Annotated in this window: 21 protein-coding genes; 7 read left to right on the top strand and 14 right to left on the bottom strand. The window is 34.9% G+C overall.

Annotated features, from left to right (window positions below; genetic code table 11):
• The first annotated feature begins 1 nt into the window (after position 1).
• Positions 2 to 1,276: a hypothetical protein gene (locus tag ACT5E3_RS10795; protein WP_444998317.1), complete on the top strand. Its 1,275-nt coding sequence runs from the start codon at positions 2 to 4 to the stop codon at positions 1,274 to 1,276.
• A 133-nt stretch (positions 1,277 to 1,409) separates the two neighbouring features.
• On the opposite strand, the gene ACT5E3_RS10790 is transcribed toward ACT5E3_RS10795, so the two are convergent.
• From ACT5E3_RS10790 to ACT5E3_RS10755, 8 genes are all read right to left on the bottom strand, one after another.
• Positions 1,410 to 1,898: a low molecular weight protein-tyrosine-phosphatase gene (locus ACT5E3_RS10790; protein ID WP_444998316.1), complete on the bottom strand. Its 489-nt coding sequence runs from the start codon at positions 1,896 to 1,898 to the stop codon at positions 1,410 to 1,412.
• Between the two features lie 10 nt (positions 1,899 to 1,908).
• The gene (kdsB, locus tag ACT5E3_RS10785; RefSeq protein ID WP_444998315.1) at positions 1,909 to 2,667 is read right to left on the bottom strand and encodes a 3-deoxy-manno-octulosonate cytidylyltransferase; all 759 of its coding nucleotides are present in this window, start codon (positions 2,665 to 2,667) and stop codon (positions 1,909 to 1,911) included.
• The gene (locus ACT5E3_RS10780; RefSeq protein ID WP_444998314.1) at positions 2,664 to 2,852 is read right to left on the bottom strand and encodes a Trm112 family protein; all 189 of its coding nucleotides are present in this window, start codon (positions 2,850 to 2,852) and stop codon (positions 2,664 to 2,666) included. Before ACT5E3_RS10780 ends, kdsB begins: the two co-directional genes overlap by 4 nt.
• Positions 2,845 to 3,882 (bottom strand): tetraacyldisaccharide 4'-kinase, encoded by a 1,038-nt coding sequence (gene lpxK / locus ACT5E3_RS10775; RefSeq protein ID WP_444998313.1) that lies wholly within the window; start codon positions 3,880 to 3,882, stop codon positions 2,845 to 2,847. Before lpxK ends, ACT5E3_RS10780 begins: the two co-directional genes overlap by 8 nt.
• An 11-nt stretch (positions 3,883 to 3,893) precedes the next feature.
• A complete protein-coding gene (gene msbA, locus ACT5E3_RS10770) occupies positions 3,894 to 5,636 on the bottom strand; it encodes a lipid A export permease/ATP-binding protein MsbA (RefSeq protein ID WP_444998312.1) in 1,743 nt (580 codons plus the stop codon).
• Positions 5,633 to 6,046 (bottom strand): ExbD/TolR family protein, encoded by a 414-nt coding sequence (locus ACT5E3_RS10765; protein ID WP_444998311.1) that lies wholly within the window; start codon positions 6,044 to 6,046, stop codon positions 5,633 to 5,635. The genes msbA and ACT5E3_RS10765 overlap by 4 nt, the downstream gene beginning before the upstream one ends.
• 3 nt (positions 6,047 to 6,049) lie before the next feature.
• On the bottom strand, positions 6,050 to 6,670 hold the full coding sequence (locus ACT5E3_RS10760; protein ID WP_444998310.1) for a MotA/TolQ/ExbB proton channel family protein: 621 nt from the start codon (positions 6,668 to 6,670) through the stop codon (positions 6,050 to 6,052).
• A gap of 171 nt (positions 6,671 to 6,841) precedes the next feature.
• Entirely contained in the window at positions 6,842 to 9,127 is a 2,286-nt protein-coding gene (locus tag ACT5E3_RS10755) for a DNA internalization-related competence protein ComEC/Rec2 (RefSeq protein ID WP_444998309.1), read from the bottom strand.
• Positions 9,128 to 9,261: 134 nt separating this feature from the next.
• Between ACT5E3_RS10755 and ACT5E3_RS10750 the strand changes: the two genes are divergently transcribed.
• The gene (locus ACT5E3_RS10750; protein WP_444998308.1) at positions 9,262 to 9,798 is read left to right on the top strand and encodes a DUF2062 domain-containing protein; all 537 of its coding nucleotides are present in this window, start codon (positions 9,262 to 9,264) and stop codon (positions 9,796 to 9,798) included.
• Between the two features lie 29 nt (positions 9,799 to 9,827).
• Here the strand turns inward: ACT5E3_RS10750 and bfr (ACT5E3_RS10745) are convergent, their stop codons facing one another.
• Positions 9,828 to 10,295 (bottom strand): bacterioferritin, encoded by a 468-nt coding sequence (gene bfr / locus ACT5E3_RS10745; protein WP_444998307.1) that lies wholly within the window; start codon positions 10,293 to 10,295, stop codon positions 9,828 to 9,830.
• A gap of 52 nt (positions 10,296 to 10,347) precedes the next feature.
• Complete coding sequence (gene bfr / locus ACT5E3_RS10740) at positions 10,348 to 10,812, bottom strand: bacterioferritin (RefSeq protein ID WP_444998306.1); 465 nt, start codon at positions 10,810 to 10,812, stop codon at positions 10,348 to 10,350.
• A gap of 165 nt (positions 10,813 to 10,977) precedes the next feature.
• Between bfr (ACT5E3_RS10740) and ACT5E3_RS10735 the strand changes: the two genes are divergently transcribed.
• Positions 10,978 to 11,193: a (2Fe-2S)-binding protein gene (locus ACT5E3_RS10735; RefSeq protein WP_444998305.1), complete on the top strand. Its 216-nt coding sequence runs from the start codon at positions 10,978 to 10,980 to the stop codon at positions 11,191 to 11,193.
• A gap of 209 nt (positions 11,194 to 11,402) precedes the next feature.
• Complete coding sequence (locus ACT5E3_RS10730; protein WP_444998304.1) at positions 11,403 to 11,738, top strand: ArsR/SmtB family transcription factor; 336 nt, start codon at positions 11,403 to 11,405, stop codon at positions 11,736 to 11,738.
• 50 nt (positions 11,739 to 11,788) lie between these two features.
• Here ACT5E3_RS10730 and ACT5E3_RS10725 read toward each other — a convergent pair whose 3' ends face one another.
• Genes ACT5E3_RS10725 through ACT5E3_RS10715 form a run of 3 tightly spaced genes read right to left on the bottom strand, consistent with a single transcriptional unit; the run spans position 11,789 to position 16,434 of the window.
• On the bottom strand, positions 11,789 to 13,051 hold the full coding sequence (locus tag ACT5E3_RS10725; RefSeq protein ID WP_444998303.1) for a hypothetical protein: 1,263 nt from the start codon (positions 13,049 to 13,051) through the stop codon (positions 11,789 to 11,791).
• On the bottom strand, positions 13,051 to 13,851 hold the full coding sequence (locus ACT5E3_RS10720) for an outer membrane lipoprotein-sorting protein (protein ID WP_444998302.1): 801 nt from the start codon (positions 13,849 to 13,851) through the stop codon (positions 13,051 to 13,053). The genes ACT5E3_RS10725 and ACT5E3_RS10720 overlap by 1 nt, the downstream gene beginning before the upstream one ends.
• Before the next feature lie 45 nt (positions 13,852 to 13,896).
• Positions 13,897 to 16,434 (bottom strand): efflux RND transporter permease subunit, encoded by a 2,538-nt coding sequence (locus tag ACT5E3_RS10715; RefSeq protein ID WP_444998301.1) that lies wholly within the window; start codon positions 16,432 to 16,434, stop codon positions 13,897 to 13,899.
• Positions 16,435 to 16,556: 122 nt separating this feature from the next.
• On the opposite strand from ACT5E3_RS10715, the gene ACT5E3_RS10710 reads away from it, so the two are divergent.
• Positions 16,557 to 16,955: a rhodanese-like domain-containing protein gene (locus ACT5E3_RS10710; RefSeq protein WP_444998300.1), complete on the top strand. Its 399-nt coding sequence runs from the start codon at positions 16,557 to 16,559 to the stop codon at positions 16,953 to 16,955.
• Between the two features lie 113 nt (positions 16,956 to 17,068).
• Here ACT5E3_RS10710 and ACT5E3_RS10705 read toward each other — a convergent pair whose 3' ends face one another.
• Positions 17,069 to 17,632 (bottom strand): hypothetical protein, encoded by a 564-nt coding sequence (locus tag ACT5E3_RS10705; RefSeq protein ID WP_444998299.1) that lies wholly within the window; start codon positions 17,630 to 17,632, stop codon positions 17,069 to 17,071.
• Positions 17,633 to 17,823: 191 nt separating this feature from the next.
• On the opposite strand from ACT5E3_RS10705, the gene ACT5E3_RS10700 reads away from it, so the two are divergent.
• A complete protein-coding gene (locus ACT5E3_RS10700; RefSeq protein WP_444998298.1) occupies positions 17,824 to 19,044 on the top strand; it encodes a PilT/PilU family type 4a pilus ATPase in 1,221 nt (406 codons plus the stop codon).
• Positions 19,045 to 19,794: 750 nt separating this feature from the next.
• The gene (locus tag ACT5E3_RS10695; protein WP_444998297.1) at positions 19,795 to 21,684 is read left to right on the top strand and encodes a glycoside hydrolase family 19 protein; all 1,890 of its coding nucleotides are present in this window, start codon (positions 19,795 to 19,797) and stop codon (positions 21,682 to 21,684) included.
• The last annotated feature ends 4 nt before the right edge of the window (positions 21,685 to 21,688 follow it).

The raw sequence follows: 21,688 nt of genomic DNA, 5'->3' as shown, positions 1-21,688 counted from the left end.
CATGTTAACGACAGTCATTCGTAAAGAGCACAAAAATGACTGGGAAAAACGCACAGCTTTGATCCCGTCAGACGTTGCTGAATTGGTTGAAAAAGGTTACCCAATCAGCATTGAACCCAGTGATATAAGAATTTATTCAGATTCAGCTTATCAATCACTCAACATTCCAATTGATGGTTGTCCTCGTAATGGACAATTTATTGTTGGAATAAAAGAACCACCAGTTAATTCAATACAACCAGGCCAGATGCATTTAGCCTTTTCTCATACTATGAAGGGACAAGACTATAACATGGGTTTGCTTCAAAAGTTTATCGATCAAAAAGCCACTTTGATTGATTATGAACCAATTGTTGATGACCAGGGAAAACGACAAATTGCTTTTGGACGTTTTGCTGGTATTGCTGGAACTATTGATAGTTTTTTTGTTGCCGGAAAAAAATTAGCCGCACGAAATCAGTCAAGCTGCCTTTCACAAGTTAAACAAGCGTGGCAATATGGGGCTGTTGAAGTTGCTAAAGAACACTTTAACTGTATAGATACTTCACAAGGTGAACCCATTAGAGTACTGATTGTCGGCTCGGGAAACGTAGGTCGAGGCAGTGAAGAAGTCTGCCAATGGCTTGGTTTACCCAAAATTGATATTCAAAATTTAAAAGAAGGCCACACTCCCAAAGGGAGTTGGTATACTGTGGCTAAAAGTGCAGATATAAATCAACGCATAGATGGCCAAGCATTCTCAATGTCTGACTTTATTAAGAATGGTAAAAAAGCCTACAAAAGTACATTCGATCAACTTTTAGGAAAGTTTGATATTTTATTGCAAACCCCCTATTGGACAGAAGAATACCCAAAACATTTAAGCCAATCAAGAATGCTAGCAAATATTGATAAACTGCCTATTGTAGCTTGTGATATTAGCTGTGATATCAATGGTTCTTTAGAGTGTACAACAAAACTGTCAGATGTCAGTTCGCCAGCGTTTACCTATAATGTGGAAACCGCAACCTCAACTGATGGAATTTTGCCTGATGGCATTACGGTTATTGCAATTGATAATTTACCTTGTGAGTTAGCTTTAGATGCTTCTCAACACTTTTCAACATTATTAAAAGATTACTTAATTAACTTAATGTCTGTTAACCTAAGTAAACCTTATGAAGAGTGTGGTTTTCTACCAGAAATAGCAAGAGCAGTCATTGTTTATAATGGCCAACTCACCCCGCAGTTTAAGTACTTACAACCATTTTTGGATGAGCATAACGCTAACCAATAATAGCCGTAAAACCCAAGTACTCTCATAGACGATGTTATGAGAGTACTTCTTTTAGTTTAAAAATAAAGTCGCCCAAATAGACGCTCTGATGATTTTTCTTATCCAGAGCTGAGGTTACTTATTTTAAATAAGCTTAAATGCTTTTATTTAAACCTTCAATTAAGCCTGACGAAGCGTCCTCGATTAAATCAATAACCAAATCAAACCCTTTGTCACCCCCGTAATAAGGATCAGGAACTTCACTATATACCGAATTACTGGCAAACTCTTTTAAAAATAGTTTTATCTTATTGATATGTTGATCATTCTTTGAAGACTTAGCCTGATTAATTAAATAGTTAAAATTGCTTTTATCCATTGCCAAAATCATATCATATGTTTCAAAATCTTCATCAACAACCTGTCGAGAAATAATATTAGAAAGATCATAACCTCTATTTGATGCGGCTTGAATTGTTCTAGGATCTGCATTCTCTCCAACATGATGAGCAGCAGTCCCAGCAGAGTCGATATTCAACTTTAAATGACCTAACTTCTCTGTAGCTAACTTTCTAAATACACCTTCAGCAGTCGGAGAACGGCAAATGTTTCCTAAACAGACAAAAAGTATTGAATATGACATTTTAATTTTCTCAAGTTAAGTGGTTGTAGTGCTTTCGCGCTTTATCTAAATCAGTTTGAGTGTCAACACCATGAGGAGGAATTTCATCTAGGCAGGCAATAGCTATATTTTGCCCATTATCCAATACTCTTAACTGTTCCAAAGACTCTGTTTGTTCATGTTCACTTGGAGACCAATGAATAAATTGTTTTAGAAATGCTTTACGGTATGCATAAATTCCAATATGTCTAAAATAATCAGCCTGTAACGGTTGCCCCAACTTAATTTGATGATGACGAGAAAAAGGAATCGCTGAGCGAGAAAAATAAAGCGCTCTAGCGGTTTTATCAAAAACAACTTTCACCGCATTAGGATCAAGTACTTCTTCTGCAGATTCAATTTGGCAGCATAGCGTAGCCATTGGATAATCAGTTTTACTTAATAGTGATGCAACCAATACTATATTTTCAGGAGGTATAAAAGGCTCGTCACCTTGTACATTAACAATAATATCCTTTTCATCAAGCCCTACTATTTCTGCGGCTTGATAAACGCGATCACTACCCGAAGGATGTTTTTCGCTCGTTAATACCGCGCTATAACCTGCTGCATCAACCACAGTTTTAATTCTTTCATCGTCTGTTGCTACAGTGATCGATTGAGCTCCGCTTTGAGCCGCTTGATAACAAACATGCTCAATCATAGTTTTATTACCAATTGTCGCAAGCGCTTTAGCTGCTAAACGAGTTGAGTGATAACGAGCCGGTATAATAACATGAAACTCAATCATTCAAATTTCTCAACTTGCTCTCGAGTTAAGCTTGTGGCTCGCTCAGGCAACAAGACAGGAATATCTTCATCAAATGGAAAACTCAAGCGATCAAACTTACATAAAAGTTGCTTTTCTTCTTTAATGAAAGAAAGCTTACTATTACATAAAGGACAAACTAAAATATCTAGTAATTTACTATCCATTATTGTGTAACTCCTCATTTAATACATAATGTTTAATATTAGTTATTAACTGGTTCATATCATTAGTAGGCAAGCTAGCAGACACTTTGAGGTAATACCAATTATCTTTTGCAAATGAGCGACACTTAACAGCATCTTTTTCAGTCATTATAACAATATCCTGATTTAAACCTTTAAAATCATCTTCAATAAAATGATGATGATCAGGAAAAATAAATTGAGTCAGGTGGGCGCATAAAGGTCTTAAAGTATCAAAAAAACGTTGCGGATTACCAATACCGCAGACCGCATTAACTTTTTTCTCTTTTAGATTATTTAAAGTCACTATTTCTTGAGAATACAAATGAACCAAACCACAAGATTGAATTGTCATTAGCGTATTATTTTTATTCAAATTGAACAAACAGGGACTAATTTTCTGCCCACCATTTTGAACAATCAAATCGACACTTTTTAACCTTGAAATAGGTTCTCTCAACGGCCCAAGAGGCATAATCATACCATTGCCAAATAAACGAGAGGCATCGACTAATGCCACTTCATATTGTCTGCCCATTCTGTAATGCTGTAATCCATCATCACTAATAATCAAGTCTAACGGCTGTTGATCGGTCAACAGTTTAACCGCAGAAAAACGATTTGCATCTATTGCCATTGGAACATTTAAAGTTTGAAACTGCATATAAGCTTCATCACCAATTAAACCAACATCATCATTTTTAGTAACTAAGTGAGGATAATTTTTAGCGTTGGAGCGATAACCTCGACTAACAATACCTAAACGAATATTTTGCTTTTTTAATTCAGACACCAGTAAAGTAATAAAAGGTGTTTTACCAGTTCCACCAACATTAATATTACCAACAACCAAAATAGGAGCATTACCCATCTGTACTTTATAAAGGCCAATAAAGTAGAAAAAACGTTTCAGTTGAACCAAGCAATAAAATGGAATAGACAAAGGGAAAAAGAGCCACCTAATCCAATGGCGAGAATACCAGAACTGTTCAAGTTTTTTCGCAAAGTTCATTGCTCATTCTCTCAATTATCGGTCGCATGAAGCTTTGCATAATGCCCTTCGGCTAGCAGTAATTCGCTATGAGTACCTTGCTCAAGAATGCCGCCTTCTCCCATCACAATGATGTTATCGGCTCTTTCTATCGTCGATAAACGATGGGCAATAACAAGAGTCGTTCTATTCTCGGTTAATGCTTCTAATGCTTCTTGAATATGTCTTTCTGACTCTGTATCTAAAGCCGATGTTGCTTCATCTAAAATAATAATGGGTGCATTTTTATAAATAGCTCTAGCAATCGTTAATCTCTGTCTTTGCCCACCAGATAGTCTTGAACCATTTTCACCGATTACCGTATCAAAGCCATTAGGCATTGCTTGAATAAACTCATAGGCATGAGCTTTTTTAGCCGCTTCAATCAGCCTATCTTGATCAACGACTTCATCTGCATAAGCAATATTAGCAGTCACACTATCATTATATAAAACAACCTGTTGAGAGACATAAGCGACTTTTTTTCTTAAAGAATCTAAGGAGAAATTTTTAATATTATTTTTATCAAAACGAATTTCACCATCATTCAATTCATAAAACCTTAACAATAAATTTGCCAAAGTTGATTTTCCACTACCAGAAGGCCCAACTAATGCAACGGTCTCGCCTTGCTTTATATCAAAAGAAAGTTGATTGATTATTTTCGATTTAGCTGTTTTATAACCAAAACTTACCTTATCAAACGAAATAAGCTGAGGTGGCTCCTTAAGTTCTTTTTTGCCAAGATCTTTTTCTTTATCAGTATCAATAATTTGAAAAACACTATCTGCAGCAGTAATACCTTGTTGAATAACATTATTTAAATTTGAAATCACTTTTAATGGTTTTAAAAGAGCCATCATTGCCGAAAGCATATAAATAAATTCACCGGGCGTAAGTTGGTTAGTAGCTAAAAGCTGTGCGGCATAAAAAATCACTAATGCAATTGCAAAAGAGGCTATAAACTGAATCAGTGGCGTACTAATTGCTTTAGTCACATTCATTTTCATCATTTGTCGGCGATTAGTATTCGCCGCTTTTCTAAAACGTTCTGACTCGTACTTTTCACCACCAAATGTTTTAATTACTTTATACCCGTCAACTATTTCTTGCGCTGTGTGGGTAACACCTCCCATAGCGGTTTGAATCTTTTGGCTGATTTTTTTGAAACGTTTACTTGCAAAATTAACAATACCACCAATTATTGGTATCGATATAAAAAAAATAGAAGCAAGTTGCCAATTGGTATAGAACAACAAGCTTATTGAGCCAATGATCACTATGCCTTCACGAAATAATTTAGTTAAAGCGTCAGTACTGGCAGCAGCAACTTGCTGAGTATTGAAAGTAATTTTTGAAACTAGCTGACCAGAATTATTGTTATCAAAAAAACTAATTGGTAATTGAGTATAATTATCAATCAGTTGCTGACGCATTTTTTGTACAATGTGCTGCCCAATCCATGCCATACAGTAAGTCGAAATAAAGCCTGCAACGCCTCGAATAAAAACAATTCCAAGTATATAAATCGGAACCATTTTCATAAATTCAATATCGCCAGCCACTAATCCCTTATCTGTTAATGGCTGTAATGCTTTAACAAATAAAACTTCCATTGAGCCGTAAATTAAATTACCAATAAAAGCAATAAAAAACATTAACTTATAATCTTTTAAATAAGACAATAAGCGCTTGTATGTTTTTTTGGTTGAAACATTCTGTCGGCTAACACTCATTCTTTACTTCTCTGAGTCGCCATTTTTAAATTGGTAATGCCTAATTGTGAAGTAGCATCCATTGCAGTAACAACCGATTGGTAAGCTGCATTTGCATCAGCACTAATCACTACAGGAATATTTTTGTTCTCTGCTAGCATAGGTATAATGGCTTTTTTGAGGGTTTCCACTTGAGCATTAACTAAACTCTTACCATTCACAAACATTCGTCCTTCTTTATCAATACTGATTTCAATAATTTTAGGATCAGCTTTTAATTTTTCAACATCAGCTTTTGGCAGTTCTAATTTAATTTGAGTCTCGCGAGTAAAGCTGGTTGAAACCATAAAAAAGATCAATAACAAAAACACAACATCAATCAATGGCGTTAAATTAACGGCCACTTCATTTTTTTTATTTCTTCGTAACACAATTTAACCTTTCAGAGTTTCGCGTTCACCATGTAGCACCTCAACCATCTTAAGTGCTTCTTGTTCCATTTCTGTCACTAACTCATCAACTCGGCGATCAAAATGACGATGAAAAATTAATGTAGGAATAGCAATAGTCAAACCGGTAGCGGTTGTAACTAAAGCTTCTGATATGCCAGCAGCTAATGCGTTAGCATCTCCAGTTCCCTGTATAGTAATAACAGTAAACACCCGAATCATACCAATAACTGTGCCGAGTAATCCTAGCAATGGTGTAATTTGAGCAATTGTTCCCAATGTATTCAAGTATCGCTCCAGCGATAGTACGGTATGACGTCCTGCTTCTTGAATACTCTCTTTCATGGTTTCCCTGCCATGAACATGATTAACCAATCCAGCGGCAAGTATCTCTCCTAATGGAGAGCTTGTTTTTAATGTTTTCAGTTTATTTTTATCAAGCTGGTTGTTTTTAATCCAACTCCACACCTGAGCAACCAAATGTTTAGGTGTAATTCGAGCACGTCTTAAGCTCCACCCTCTTTCGACACAAATAGCCAGCGCTACTATTGAACAGATAACAATTGGATACATAACCCAACCGCCTGCTTTAAATAGTTCAATCATAAATTGAATTTTCCTTATTTTAATCGTTATTAGCTAAATAATAATTCAACATCTACATATTGCAGAGTAATGTTGAATTGTAACTCTGCGACGGATTATATCAAGAATTGGCAACTTGAACTGAGCAATTAATCAATTAGTCCTTAGTTATAGTAAAAGTCATAACAAAATCTATTGCCAAAACTGGCTTTTTGACTGCCTGAACGATGATACTTTATATTTCTGATACGTAAACTGTATATAAATTGCACCATCATCCGAGGTATTCCAAATACGAGCACCTTGATTTAAATATCTTTGAATAACATTCGAACGAGGTAATTTCCATTGATTATCATATCCGGTAGAAAATATCGTATGTTCGGGTAAAGTTGCCATAATAAATGGCTCTGTTGAGCTGGTATTGCTACCGTGATGGGGAGCAACAACAATATGATGACGAGATAACCCATTTGACACAAGTTTCAATTCAGCCGCTTTTTCAATATCTCCTGTTATTAGTAGCTTTTTATCATTAACGGCTACAGATAAAACACAAGATGCATTATTACCAGAAAGGTTCTTTTTAGATAAATGCGGTAGAAACTTAAAGTCTACCCCAGACCAACGCCACGGGCTCGATTGATGACAGTTTATTGTATTATCTTTTTTTGTTATTTCCCCCGATAAAAGTTGAGTGGTTTTAAATACTTTTTGAATTGAACCAAGCCCTCCCCGATGATCGGCATCATTATGACTAATAACGACTTTATCAATGGCTGAAACCCCTCTCTTCTTTAAAAAAGGAATAATGCTTGAAGTCGCCATAGCATATTCCTGACTCCCCCAACCAGTATCAAACAATAAATTACCCTCAGATGTTTCCAGATATACCGCTAAACCTTGTCCTATATCAAACACCCATACTTCTAGCACTTTACTACTCGAAGCTTGCTGAAAGTTGAAACTACTGAGCAATAAAATCCCCACCAAAGGTAATCTTAATACCTGAGAAACTAGCCTTTTAGGTAATATCCATAAAACGGATAACCCCAAAATAGCGGCATATAAATGCTGTGAGTTAGCAACGGGCATCACAATACTTTCATTCCAACGGGCAAAATAACTTTGCAAGAGTAAACTGATTTCTGTTAGCTCACTTGCAATCATAAACATCCACTTTGCAACTTGCTGCCCTAATAAAAGTGACAGAGCAGCTAAATAGATCATGGGAGTGATAATAAAAGAGTACAAGGGTATCAATAATAAATTAGCCACTATTGATATCCAGCTAACTTTGTCGAAAAAAAACCATGAAATAGGAATTAAAAACAGGTAAAGATAAGTGTTGATTTTAAACCAACTAATGAGCTTATTTTCAGCCATAATGCTCCGACTTAACCCTAGAGCAATGATAGCAACAGCACTAAAAGAAAGCCAAAAGCTAATTGATAAAAGTGAAAATGGCTGTATCAATAAAATTGTTATTAAACTTATCATAAGAATACTGGTTAAGGTAAAATATCGACCACTCCAGCGACTTAATAAATAAATCAATAACATCAAAGAGGCTCGTAAAGCAGGTAATGCAAACCCACTAAGGAGTAATAAAACAATAGCCCCAACCAATGACGCAACTTCAGCAGCTTTCTGTGCAGGGAGCCATAAGCAAAGCGATGCGGAGCATCGCCATGTCAATAAAGTTAGCCAATAACACCACATTGCGGCTATTCCAATGTGTAGCCCTGATATTGCCAACAAATGAGATGTACCTGCAGCTTGAAATATCTCCCATTGTGAATGGGTAATTTCACTTCTTTCCCCCATTAAAATAGCAATTAATATAGCCTTTGCAGGCGTTTCATTTATAACCGATTGAAGTTGATTAAATAAATTTTGACGGAAGTAATGATAATAAGCAGCAACCGATCGCTTATTTAATAGCAAGGCCTGCTTTTTAACCGCAAGACTCCCCGCATAACTGTTAGCAATTAACCACTGCTCATAATTAAACCCTTCAGGATTTGCTCGCCCGTGTATAGGTTTCAACTTAGCTTCAAAACGCCAATACTGTCCTGCTTGCAAGACTGTGCTGGTTTTAACAGCATACTTTCCCCAATAGCCTTTAAAACGACTTTTTTGAAAAGGCGAGACTTCTCTGGTGTTAATTTTGTCAATACAAAAATCGAATTGTAGACTTGTATTGGCTTTAACCGGAATACTGCAGACACGGCCTTCTATTAGAGCAACTTCAGGCTCTTTAACTAATTGACCGGAATAAATATGCCAGATAATGACATTTAAGCTAACCCAAAAACAGCCATATAAACACCATAGAAAAAACCTAGGATACTTATAAAACCAATTAATGAAAACAAGTATGATTGAAATAATAAGAAAGATAGAAGCTTGAAAACAACCTTCCATAATCAATAAGCTCAATGAGCCGAGTAAAAATCCAATTCCCTGATTTAACAACAGTCTATCCCTGCAAAGCCACTAACTATCGCACTGAGTGCAAATTACTTAACTAAAAACTTACAATCCTATAAAGTTGTCGCTACAATATTCATTCCATGGAGTCAATTGAAGCCTACAGCCGTTACTTTAACATGCCACGAAAATTAATAAAGCAGTATCTTCCCAACCCAAATACAATTAAAGATAATAAATTTCTCAGTATATTTGGTAAGGTTATCCATGATCCTCAGTTATGGCATTTAACTCGGTATTCTGTTAGTCATGCATTCTTTGTTGGGCTATTCTGTGCATTTATACCTGTACCTTTCCAAATGCTACTAGCAGCTGGTGGTGCCATTCTTTTTAGAGCGAACATTGCCATTTCAGTCGCACTTGTTTGGATTACCAACCCAATAACAATGCCTTTTTTATTTGGTTTTGCTTATTTAGTTGGAGTTTGGACTCTTGGGCAAGAGTCTAGCGAATTTCAATTTGAGCTAAGTTGGCAATGGCTCGCTGACAACTTAAATCAATTCTGGCAACCACTGTTACTCGGTAGTTTAATTTGTGCAGTCATCTGTGCCGCGATAGGCTACCTTGGAATCAGGCTTTTTTGGCGTTTTCATATATTAAATGCCTGGCAAGAAAGGATAAAAAAACGAGAAGCAAGAAAAAGCGAGCTAACTTAGACTAAAAACCTGCTCGCTTCATTAGTTTTTTACATTTTACTTTGAATATAATTTTCTAATCCAATACGATTAATCAAACCTAACTGCTGCTCCAGCCAATACATGTGATCTTCTTCTGTATCTGCAAGTAATTTTAATAATATTTCCCGTGATTGAAAATCTTTCTCTTCTTCACACACTTTAATAGCTACTTTTAATGCATCAGCAACATGATATTCATAATCTAAATCATTCTTCAGCATTTCAGGTACATTACTGCCTATTTTCAACGGCGTGCGCTGACTTAGATTAGGAACAGCTTCCAAAAATAGCATTCGGTCGATTAATAACTGAGCATGTTCTCTTTCTTCCTCTGCTTCATGCATAATTCTTTCTTCTAATTGACTCAAATTCCAATCAGCGTACATTCTTGCATGAATAAAATATTGGTCAAATGCACTGAGTTCAGACTCTAACAAACTCTGCAACTGTTCGATAACTTTTTGATTACCCTTCATTATTTGGTCCTTAGCAAATTTAATATTGAAACGCGCTTACAACAGGCCATTTTTACATAGCGGATTGAAGATAGTTTTTAAGTCCAGTATTCGCAATGAGATACTCTTGAGCTTCAAGCCAATCAATTTGCTCCTCATTTTCATGCAATATTGACTCTAGACAATCGCGACTCATGTAATCTCCCGATTTTTCGCAGGCATCGATTGTTTCTAGCAAACAAGCGTGTAACTCTTTGTCAAACTTGAGATTCCCTGCCAATGACTGCTCGACATCTTCCCCAATATACAATTTGCCTAAATCTTGGAGATTAGCGAGCCCTTCTAAAAACAAAATTCTCTTGATTAACTTATCTGAAGATTTCATTAAGTCAATTGAGTATGCATAATCTTTCTTTTTCAATGACTCAAACCCCCAATTTTCATTCATACGCGAGTGAAGGAAGTATTGGTTGATCCCAGTCAAAAGCAGCTTTAGCACACCATTCAGCTGACTAACTATTTTTTTATCGCCTTTCATATTATCCTCTATTTTCAGCGTAACCATTTGACATTAATAATATTTTAACAAAAAAAGAGCTAAAAACTTACCTCAGTTGATTTAAATCAAAAATATTCTTTTAAATATTTGACTTAAATACGAATGATTCCTATAATCTTTAGCATCTAGTTATTGAGGTGTATTATGTACGTTTGTATATGTAATGCTGTAACAGACAGTGAAATAATTCAGGCACAGCAAAACGGCTTAACTACAATGTCAGAAATAAAGCATCATTTAGGTGTCGGAAATTGTTGTGGTCAATGTGTTGATACAGCCAAAGAATTGCTATCTCAGTCCACTGGAGTCCAAAAATTCATTCCACAATTTGCCGATAACTGCAATACCGCCATAGCGTAATTAAGTTTGCCATGATAAAGCTAGATCTGCGCTGGTATACTTTATAACAATTTTTTCAATTTATACAGAATTTGTCATACATTTTCTTATAAAATTTCAAAACTGTTACACATTCTAAATATACACTTTGTTGAGCCACTGGACAGCTTTAATATATTCCATTACATTTGTGTGACTGGTGAAACAATAATCTGGGTAATATAAATAATATGGAACAAACGACTGAACTAGTTCAAGGTTGCAGACAGCGAGATCCCCAAGATTTAAGACTACATGCAAATGCCGCTACGAGGCAACTAAAGGCATTAGCCAATGTGAATCGTCTGATGATTTTATGTATCTTATCTGAAGGAGAATTATCAGTTAGTCAATTGAATGAAATGATAGACTTATCACAGTCTGCCCTATCACAACATTTAGCCAAGCTAAGGCAAGATGATTTAGTAACAACACGACGAGAATCACAAACTATTTATTATTCACTAAAAGAAGGAGTAGCCAAGAGCATTATTAATACCTTACATGACTTTTACTGTGTTGACTAACAGGCCAATTAATATTTTTCTTTTTATCAATAAAACTAATCAACACTCTTTTATTCAAAGTTGAGCTCAAATCTCATGAACATATTTGAGTTATCTTGCAATTGAGCAAAAAATGAGTTTTCATTACGGCCATCCAACCAATTAATTCCAGCGGTTAACGATAAACCATCATTATATTGATACCGACTACTATACCGTAAATAGTAATCTTTATCAGTTGGAGAATAAAAAAGCATCAATGAATTAACCAGCTTTTGTTGTAATGATAAATCGGTTAATCGCCAAGTCATAATACTTCTATTTTTATGCGGTAAATCCTGACCCGCTAGCACATTTTCACGCAGTTTTTGATAGTCTAAAGTTTTTTCTAAAAAAAACTGAGTCGCTAGCGTTAACTCACTTGCCAGCTCTCTTTCATAGCCCACTAGCAAACGAATTTGGCTATTATTAACCCATGGGTCATTACCAGAATTATCTTCATCACTATGATAATAAGCAGTTTCTATATTAAAAAGCCCATTCATCAACGGCAACCTCATACTTGCACCTATTGAATGCATTTTGCTATAAGCTAAACCATCCGAAGTTAATTTTGAAGGAGATTTGAAATAACCACTATAAAAATACAAAGCCCATTCTACGCCATCTGTATTAGCAAACAAACGCCCTGCTAACTCTGAATTGTGATTATCTATAAACTTTAACTCTGTTTCTGGTTGAATAATCTGCTGATTTAAATAGAAAGAGTACCTTTCACCCGACAAGCTATTATCCGCTTCAAACTCAGGCATGAGTGCAAATTCAAAATTGATGCTTTCACCGTAATGACTAACTCTGACAGAGTCAACAGGGGGTTTTAAATAATTATCACTGCGACCATTAAAAAATGACTTCCAATCTTTTGGGAAAAGATCATTGAGAAACAACAAATCTCCAGTGCCCCAAGTGATAACTTGTCTTCCCATTTTCACATCATAGCTATTGGCAAGTGGTAGTAAAACACTAAGCTCATATAAGTTTAATTGATACTTATCAATTAATGGATCTAAATTAATTTCTAATTTAGAGTTAACTGTAAAATGACTAGCATCATAATTAATTTTTGTGACAGCCCTTAACTCATTTAAAACGCTATTTTCTTTATTTATAGAATTCTTATCTAATAAATGAGCGTAAGCATAAGAAATTTTATGAGATACCTGAATTGGCTGTTCACTTCCCCAGTCATCATCCCACTCTGTGTCACTCCACTCTTCTTCAGCAGAAATAACCCTAGATAAACTGAATATAAGTAAAAAAACACTTAATTTCATTACTTTTCTTTCATCCAGTCTTTAGGTGGGTTTCTCAAAGATCTTTCTGTAAATAAATCATCAGGCAAGCCAATATCATAAGCCATTTTCTTAAACTCCATCAATGTATAAGAACCATCAAGTAAATTAGTAGCTTTTGCCTTAGTAACCGTTGGAAAACCATTAATATTTTTTACTTCTAATGTTTCAATCTGCCGAGTAATTTTTTTATTTTCACCAAAATAATCAATACTCATTGGTAAAAATGTTTTCTTATCTATTTTGGTTTGATACCAACTAAACTCAACACTCTGAGGATTTTTAGGATAATGAGACAATATATAATACTGCTCTGTTTCCTTTTCAATTTTATGTTTATCTTCATTTGGAGAGCGCCCAGAAACATCTTCATAAAAATAATGAGCCCCAACAAAGCTCGTTCTTTTATCTCCAGCAGAAATTCGCTTCACTAAATCTAGAGCAGGAAGATATAGCCAACGATCATCATCATCAGTATTTATTTTTTTATGTACCATAAATACTGTACCTTTAACAGCAGATGGGCGAGAAAAAACAACCAAATACTTTTGTTCTGCACCATCGGATATATCTTTACGCAGAATAGTAAACTGTCTAAGTTGAGTCCGTCCATTCGCATCTACAATCTTCATTCTAGCTAAGCTGCGTCCATCTGCTCCATTGTAATAAGCACTTAAATGAGCTTTTTCTACAATTTTTTCAGCACTCAATGAATCCTTAGACTTAAGCTCGCCTGCAATTAAGCTGAAAACAACTAGCGTTAAACTCATTAAAATTTTCATTGATATCAACCTTTAAAATAAGTGAGTAAAATAGTAAATATGTTTTTATTTAAATACATACTTTTTAAATAGTTCCATACTAGCAGGCAATACTAGCAGAGTAACTAATGCCGAAATAATCATAATTGTTGCTAAAAAAGCACCAACAGTAATATAAGGAACTAAAGGTGCCAGCAATAATGGAGTAAAGCCAAAAGCAATAACCAAGGCATTTCTAGAAATAGCTCTAGCAGGCTCTTGGAATATCATTTTTGCTGTTTTTTCCCAACTATTATTTTGTTTTATATAAGCCCGTGTTCTTTCTATAAAGTGAATAGCAAAATCAACAGACAAACCTAATGTTAATGCCGATAATACAGCAATAGGCATATCATAATACTTTCCACTCCAACCAATTACTCCATACATAAGAACAATCGTAATTGACAAAGGAAGCATTGCGAGCAACCCCCAAAAAACGGAGCGGAATAAAAAGACCATCATGGCAAAAACGATAAAGAAAGCACTAGTCAAACTATCAAACATTCCAGCAACCATCTTTTCTTGCCAAATCAAGTTAATATAAGCTTTACCTGCCCACTTGACTTCAATATTAGATGGTAGAGGATTTTCTTTAATATAAGTATCAACTAAATTAACAACGGCAGACATATCTTTATTATCTCCACTAGTCATTTGTAACCATACTAATGATTGTGTAAAGTCGGGCGTAATAAAATGCCATAAATCTTGCGGCCTATGTGATGATTGAAACTGTAATAAAGCCTGTGATACTGCGGCATAAGAGGCAGGAATTTTATAGTCCTTTTCTTCACTACTTAATAAATCTCGGTTGACTGTTTTAATTAGATCAACCACTGAGTTTGACTTACCAACCAAGCCTGTTTTTGATAAGTAGTTTTGTAATGACTCGATATAGATTAAATTTTCTGGTTGAACAAATACACTTAGGCTTTGAATCGTTTCATCAGTATGTTTGATTAGTTTATCTAAAAAAACAACCTCAGTGTCAGTTGCATCATAACTTATATCATCCAGTAATAAATTAAAAGACTGCAGCGACTCATGGTTACTAATAATGGTTAAACGATTTAATAGTTTTTCTTTTATTGTACTATTAATATTTTCATTGTGAACTTGTTGAGTAACTTTCTGTTTCCATCGGTTAATAGTTTCAACTTCATCTTTAAATCGAAAAACAAGGTGCGCATCATATGTTCCAGCAAAGTGCTGGTTTAATACTTTATCAGCAACTCTTATAGGATGATCATGTTTAAACCAACGAACAGGATTATCATTAATTTGAATCTTATAAATTCCAATAATTGACACACCAATAATAATTAAAGTAACAAGAATAATTAACTTATTTCGAATAATACTCCCTTTACCTAAAGTAGATAAAATACCAGCCAATCGATTTTTAGCATTCTGGCTCTGATGTAGTTTGCGCTGCATATTAGATAGCTGCTTATCACTCATTCGAGAAATGTAGGCTGGTATAAAAAGAATAGTTGATATAAAAGCAATAAAAATCCCTGTCCCTACAAAAATACCAAATATTTGAACAGGAGGAATAGGCGTTAATGCCAATGAGAAAAACCCTACCGCAGAAGTAATTGAAGTAAAAAGCATTGGTTGAAAAAGATGTTCTGTCACTTTTTTGATTACCGCTTTAGCATTCTCCCCTGGCTTATAGCGATCAGCAAACTCTGACATTAAATGCACTGAATCAACAACAGCAATAGGCATTAGGAATATTGGAATCATAGAACTCATAATATGAACGGTATACCCTAAACCAATCATTACCCCCATAACAATAATTACAGTAGACATTGCAACTATCATTGGAGCAGAAACCAAAACAGCACTGCGGAAAAAATACAACATCAAAAAATAAATAACCGCAGCAGCTAATGGAGCAGAAATTCCCATTTGTATAAACATTTCAACCCCAAAAGTATCTTCGGCAACAGGCAGCCCTGTCAAATAATAGGTATTCGTACTAGATAAACTTTTAGCAAATTGAGATATTTCATTTGAGATTCTATAGCTCTCATTTTTATCTAATATTGGAACATAAATAGTTGCAGCCTTTTTATCTTGAGAAACCAGACTATTAACAACAAATGGCAACCTCATAGCATTTACTTCTATTTCTTGGGCTACTAGTTCATCAATTGGGGCCTGTTTCATCATCCATTCGAAACGAATTGTTCCTGGCTCTTCTTGCGATATATTATCAATAGCAGACAAAGAGTTAACATCTTTTATCTTTACACCTTCAATAGTCTGAACGAAATCAGTTAGCGACTTTAAATCCGCCAATGATTGTTGATTAAATATATTTTTTTTCTGAGAAACTTTTACTCCAACAACGATTAAATCTTCTAATAAAAAATCCTGCTTAACTTGATTATGAAAAACTCTAGCAGGTTCATCTCTAGAAAGCATATTTTCAGGATCAGTATCAACTTTGATATTTACTATCATAACGCCAGAGATTAAAGTGATCACCAATATAAGGCAGTAAACCAATAGTGGTTTTGAGAGAGAAAATGCAATTAATCGGTTTGACATAAGCTGCGAACCTTATAGGCTTTATTTAATTATCATTGATTGTAAAACAATACTTTTATATTAGCAATATCTAATATAAAATATATAACCACCTGATAAATTATTTTTATACGGAGCTTCTTATGTTAACACCTATTCAATTAGTCAATGATGCTAAAGCATCAATTTCAGAATGCGACAATCAAACGATTAGTGATGCAATCGAAAATAAAAAGTTGCTTATTGATGTGAGAGAACCGAGTGAATATGCCAATGGCTTTATCACCAACGCCATTAATATACCTCGGGGATTGATCGAGTTTTCAATATTTGATCATCCGCAAATTAAACCAAAACTTAAACCAAACGACATATCATCTACACCAATTTATCTTTACTGCAAAAGTGGTGGCCGCTCTGCACTGGCAGCACAGTCATTACAAAGTCTGGGCTTTAAGAATGTATACTCTCTTAAGGGAGGGATCCAGTCTTGGGAATCTGCTGCTCTAGTAATTACTAATGGAAATAATAATCAGTCTTAATTACTCTATTTATTAATACATACTAACGCACGCTTCAGAGGCATGCTTAGCTTTTAGCACGCCTCTTTAGATAACAACAGCCAACTTACTAATATCAAATGAAATAACCTCAATTAGCCTTGTCGACAAACTGACATGTTAACCATAACGACCTGAGCAACAATAATGCTTAATGGCATTACCTGTAGTGTTGCAAAATAAGCTTTTGCTCTTGGTATTGGCTCCCCTACGCCATATTGGCGACTCTCGTAAACAGAAAGCTTAAGCTGTTCAAATTTTGGCATTAGGGCTGAAATTTTATCTAAACAAACTGGATTATCTGTCTTAGTTGTACTCACTTTTAATAGTTTCTCAGTCAAAGTGATTACTTGTGCTGCATGAATATCATATGCTTTTTTCAATTGCGCCGGATATTTTAATGACTTCCCCGCTGCCTCTAATGCTTCTCTATCAGGATTCTGTAACATAATTTGATGAAATTTGACTATAGCTTCATCCCCATTTAGCTCAGCTAACTGTTCAGTAACTTCCATGAGTTGTTTCATAGATAGATTAAGTTGGGTAATAGTTTCAAAATCAGATTTAGCTTCAACCAAGCCACTACTGCCCATTAATAATAATTGACTCATCAATATCAATTTAATCATTTTTAATTGCCAACATGCTAAGTGTCTCATCGCTTTAACCCTTTAAATAAAATATCAGAACATATTGGCAGAATAACGAGTATTTATTAAGTTTATTCTGAATATACCTGTAGTTTATAAAACTTTTCTCTCATAAAAATGAATATAAATATATTTAACGAGCTGAAATCTTAACTATACTTTTTTACAGCCTCTTCTTTTCCTAGGAGTTTAGCCCAATAATGCAATTGACTGATTATCTAAAAACGCTAACAGAAAGAGACGGTTCTGATCTCTATTTATCAACAGGAGCACCTCCTAGTGCTAAGTTTCATGGAAAATTACTCGCTCTTAGCCGTGAAATCATGGCCCCCGATCAAATAAAAGAGATGGCATATGCTTTAATGAATGACGAACAAATTTATGAATTTGAGCATAAACCGGAAATGAATCTGGCCATATCGGAACCTGGTATTGGCCGTTTTAGAGTCAATATTTTTAAACAACGTAATCAGGTTTCCATGGTCATTCGGGCAATCAAAGTAGATATTCCTAATTGGCGCTCACTCAATTTACCTGATATTTTACCCAAATTGATCATGCAAAAACGAGGACTTATATTATTTGTTGGTGGTACGGGCTCAGGAAAATCAACCTCTTTAGCAGCACTCATTGATTATAGAAATGCCAATTCATCTGGTCATATAATTACTATTGAAGATCCTGTTGAGTTTGTTCATAAACATAAAAAATCAATCATCAATCAGCGAGAAGTTGGTGTTGATACCGATAGCTACGAAGATGCCCTGAAAAACACATTACGTCAAGCGCCTGATGTTATTTTAATTGGGGAAATAAGAGATGCAGAAACCATGGAACATGCATTAGCCTTTGCGGAAACAGGCCACTTATGCATATCTACGCTACATGCTAACAATGCTAACCAAGCTTTAGATAGAGTTATTAACTTTTTTCCTGAAGAAAGACACAAGCAACTGTTTCTTGATTTATCACTAAACTTACAAGCTTTTGTGTCACAACGCTTAATTCCAACAGTTGATGGTAAACGTTGTGCAGCAATTGAAATTTTATTGGGTACACCACGGGTTTGCGACTTAATTAAAAAAGGTTGTGTTGATGAAGTAAAAGAAGTAATGCATAAATCTGAAAACCAAGGAATGCAAACATTTGATACGGCATTATTTCACCTTTATCAAACAGGACAAATATCAAAAGAAGAAGCTCTCAACAACGCCGACTCCAAAAATAATCTCGCTTTAAAAATGCGCCTGTCAGATAAAAAAGAACCATTAAAAAAACCTGAGAATAATACAGAAAAAGCAAAACCGGTTATTAATAAGCCGCCAGAACCTAAATTGATGGAAAAACCACCTCAACCATCATCAGCCGGGCTTTCTTTAACACCCAAAGAAAAACCTAAAGAAGAAAATTCAAATGAATAATTGGATCTTAAACTTCAACAACTTTAAACAAGATTAATCTATTACCAGAAGTGATTAACCCTCATTTTAAATTAAGTCGATCAATTTTATTCGCTTAACTTAATAAACGTGGTTAAAATAAAAAACACTGTTCATATATTAAATAGCTTTAACATTTATCATCTTATTTTAATTGGGCACTTCTATTATTAGAAAATACTAATAAATTTCGATTTCTAACAACATATTTAAAACAATATAAAAGAACATCATCAAATAAAATTTATAATAAAAATTACCATCAATTTTTGTGAAAAAATACTAGTTTTATAAAAAAACCTTCCCCTCTAATTGACAGCGCTGTCAAACCTATGTCATGGTGGCTCAAATATCATAAAAAAATAGTTTCATTTATCGTGTAATAAGTCACGAGAAAAGTTATTTTGATTTTTATAAAAAACACCAGAACTTATTAGTTTTTTATAAAAAGCATCTATCAAAGAGAAATAAAATGAATAATAACTTCATCTGGCATCTATTAACTTCTACGCATAGATTAAGTTTAAATTTTTATTTGTTTTTTGTGTGCAACTGAAAATAAATCCGTATTACTAAAGCAGTTGTTCATTGAGAAGGATTTATATTTTTAAATTTTATTTGTTTAGAACAGTAAGTTAGGGCAACTAAATAATCAACACTTTCAATCAAGTGGGTTTATTTATTAGTCTTAATTAATTTACATCAATTTTGCATAAATAAAAGGACAACTTCATGTCATTTAAAAACCAAACCTTATGGTGCTTAATCGCTTTGGGTGGAACAATCTCACCTATTGTAAATGCTGCACCGGCCAAACCCAATATTAGCTGGATGAAAGATCAATACTCTTTAAATAATGGTTCAGTTCAATATACTATCGCATGGAACATGTGGTGGGGAAAAAATGGAAGTCTTTGGAAGCTTAAACAAAATGGACAAGTCATTCATAACCAAACTTTGCAAGCTAATTCAAATTCAGCTCAGTCAGACCAATATCAGGTAACTGTCAACGCCGAAGGAAAATATGAATATATTGTTAGTTTATGCCATGTTGAGGGGGCACAAGAAACTTGCACAGATAGTACTCCAAAAAATATTCAAGTAGGCGAAGGAACAAGTAATGAGCCTTTAGACCCACCAGGAACCCCAGTGTTAAATAATATACAAGGTAATCTAGACCTAAGTTCTGGTGTTGTTGAATTAAACATAAGCTGGGACAAATGGTCAGGTAAAAGTGGAAACTTATGGCGTATTATTCAAAACAATCAATCAGTTTATAGCCAGCAATTATCACCACAAACACAACAAAATGGTTCTCATAAAATAAAACTATCAACAATTGGTGAATACACTTTTAAAGTCGATCTTTGTAATAGCAATCAACAAAAAGAAGTTTGCACATCGAGTAATAGCAAAACAGTCACAGTAATAAAAAGTGGTGGAGATCCAACACCTAATAAACCTAACCCTATTCCTAAGCCTGGAGGTGGTTACACATTAACTCAAGCAGAAATTGATGGAATGGAAAAGCAACTCACCTCAACACCTAATTTTTTAAAAGTTAAAGCATCAATTACAACACGCAACAATGAAGAGGTCGAAGCCGTTGTTCCCAATAGAGCTGCAAATCCAGAAAACGTAAAACGAGTTGAATCTATTTTAAATGACGACCAATGGAATTACGTATTTGCTCAAAGACATGATAAATACACCTACACTCGTTTTTTACGCGCAGTTGCAAAATTTAAAGCCTTTTGCGCAACCTATACCGATGGCCGAAACTCCGACGCGATCTGTCGCAAGTCACTAGCAACTATGTTTGCCCACTTTACTCAGGAAACAGGCGGACATAATTCTAATTCTACAGTTGAAGAGTGGCGGCAGGGCTTAGTTCACTTACGAGAGATGGGCTGTAACGAAACAGACTCAAGCTGTGGTTACAATGCAGAATGTAGCCCAGATACCTGGCAGGGAAGAACCTGGGTTTGCGGTAAAAATGCAAATGGTAGCTATAAAAAGTATTTTGGTCGCGGCGCGAAACAGCTTAGTTACAATTATAATTATGGTCCTTTTTCACAAGCAATGTTTAATGATACCAGCGTATTACTTAATGATCCCGACAAAGTAGCCAGTACCTGGTTAAATTTAGCTTCGGCTGTTTTCTTTTTTGTTTATCCACAACCGCCAAAACCAAGCATGCTTCATGTTATTGATGGTACTTGGACACCTAATGCTCATGATCTCAGTTTAAATTTAACCGTTGGTTTTGGTGTTACCACTAATATCATCAATGGTGGCATCGAATGCGGCACTTCTGACGGTAAAGAAAAACCACAATCACGTAACCGAATTGCTTACTATAAAAAACATGCTGAAGCACTTAGTGTTCCAATTGAAAATAATGAAGAACTTGGTTGCGCTAAGCAAGGTCGATTCGATACGCAAGGTTCAGGAGCGATGCTCATCAGTTTAGATCAAGACTGGAGCTATCATTCTGATATGCCAGAAGGAAAAAGTTTTACCTGCAAACTAGTCGGTTACCAAACTCCATACTCAGCTTTGTTACCAGGTGATTATCAAAAATGTGTTGAACACTTTTTTGATGTAGAAGTCGTGCAATAAAGCA

This window comes from Aliikangiella litoralis (assembly GCF_052495765.1).
Note: the sequence above shows the minus strand (reverse complement) of the source record. Positions and strands in the feature narration are given on the sequence as shown.

Coding starts and splice junctions, on each gene's coding strand:
- ACT5E3_RS10795 (WP_444998317.1), top strand. CDS start 2: ATGTTAACGACAGTCATTCGTAAAGAGCACAAAAATGACTGGGAAAAA.
- ACT5E3_RS10790 (WP_444998316.1), bottom strand. CDS start 1,898: ATGTCATATTCAATACTTTTTGTCTGTTTAGGAAACATTTGCCGTTCT.
- kdsB (WP_444998315.1), bottom strand. CDS start 2,667: ATGATTGAGTTTCATGTTATTATACCGGCTCGTTATCACTCAACTCGT.
- ACT5E3_RS10780 (WP_444998314.1), bottom strand. CDS start 2,852: ATGGATAGTAAATTACTAGATATTTTAGTTTGTCCTTTATGTAATAGT.
- lpxK (WP_444998313.1), bottom strand. CDS start 3,882: ATGAACTTTGCGAAAAAACTTGAACAGTTCTGGTATTCTCGCCATTGG.
- msbA (WP_444998312.1), bottom strand. CDS start 5,636: ATGAGTGTTAGCCGACAGAATGTTTCAACCAAAAAAACATACAAGCGC.
- ACT5E3_RS10760 (WP_444998310.1), bottom strand. CDS start 6,670: ATGATTGAACTATTTAAAGCAGGCGGTTGGGTTATGTATCCAATTGTT.
- ACT5E3_RS10750 (WP_444998308.1), top strand. CDS start 9,262: ATGCCACGAAAATTAATAAAGCAGTATCTTCCCAACCCAAATACAATT.
- bfr (WP_444998307.1), bottom strand. CDS start 10,295: ATGAAGGGTAATCAAAAAGTTATCGAACAGTTGCAGAGTTTGTTAGAG.
- bfr (WP_444998306.1), bottom strand. CDS start 10,812: ATGAAAGGCGATAAAAAAATAGTTAGTCAGCTGAATGGTGTGCTAAAG.
- ACT5E3_RS10735 (WP_444998305.1), top strand. CDS start 10,978: ATGTACGTTTGTATATGTAATGCTGTAACAGACAGTGAAATAATTCAG.
- ACT5E3_RS10730 (WP_444998304.1), top strand. CDS start 11,403: ATGGAACAAACGACTGAACTAGTTCAAGGTTGCAGACAGCGAGATCCC.
- ACT5E3_RS10725 (WP_444998303.1), bottom strand. CDS start 13,051: ATGAAATTAAGTGTTTTTTTACTTATATTCAGTTTATCTAGGGTTATT.
- ACT5E3_RS10720 (WP_444998302.1), bottom strand. CDS start 13,851: ATGAAAATTTTAATGAGTTTAACGCTAGTTGTTTTCAGCTTAATTGCA.
- ACT5E3_RS10715 (WP_444998301.1), bottom strand. CDS start 16,434: ATGTCAAACCGATTAATTGCATTTTCTCTCTCAAAACCACTATTGGTT.
- ACT5E3_RS10710 (WP_444998300.1), top strand. CDS start 16,557: ATGTTAACACCTATTCAATTAGTCAATGATGCTAAAGCATCAATTTCA.
- ACT5E3_RS10705 (WP_444998299.1), bottom strand. CDS start 17,632: ATGAGACACTTAGCATGTTGGCAATTAAAAATGATTAAATTGATATTG.
- ACT5E3_RS10700 (WP_444998298.1), top strand. CDS start 17,824: ATGCAATTGACTGATTATCTAAAAACGCTAACAGAAAGAGACGGTTCT.
- ACT5E3_RS10695 (WP_444998297.1), top strand. CDS start 19,795: ATGTCATTTAAAAACCAAACCTTATGGTGCTTAATCGCTTTGGGTGGA.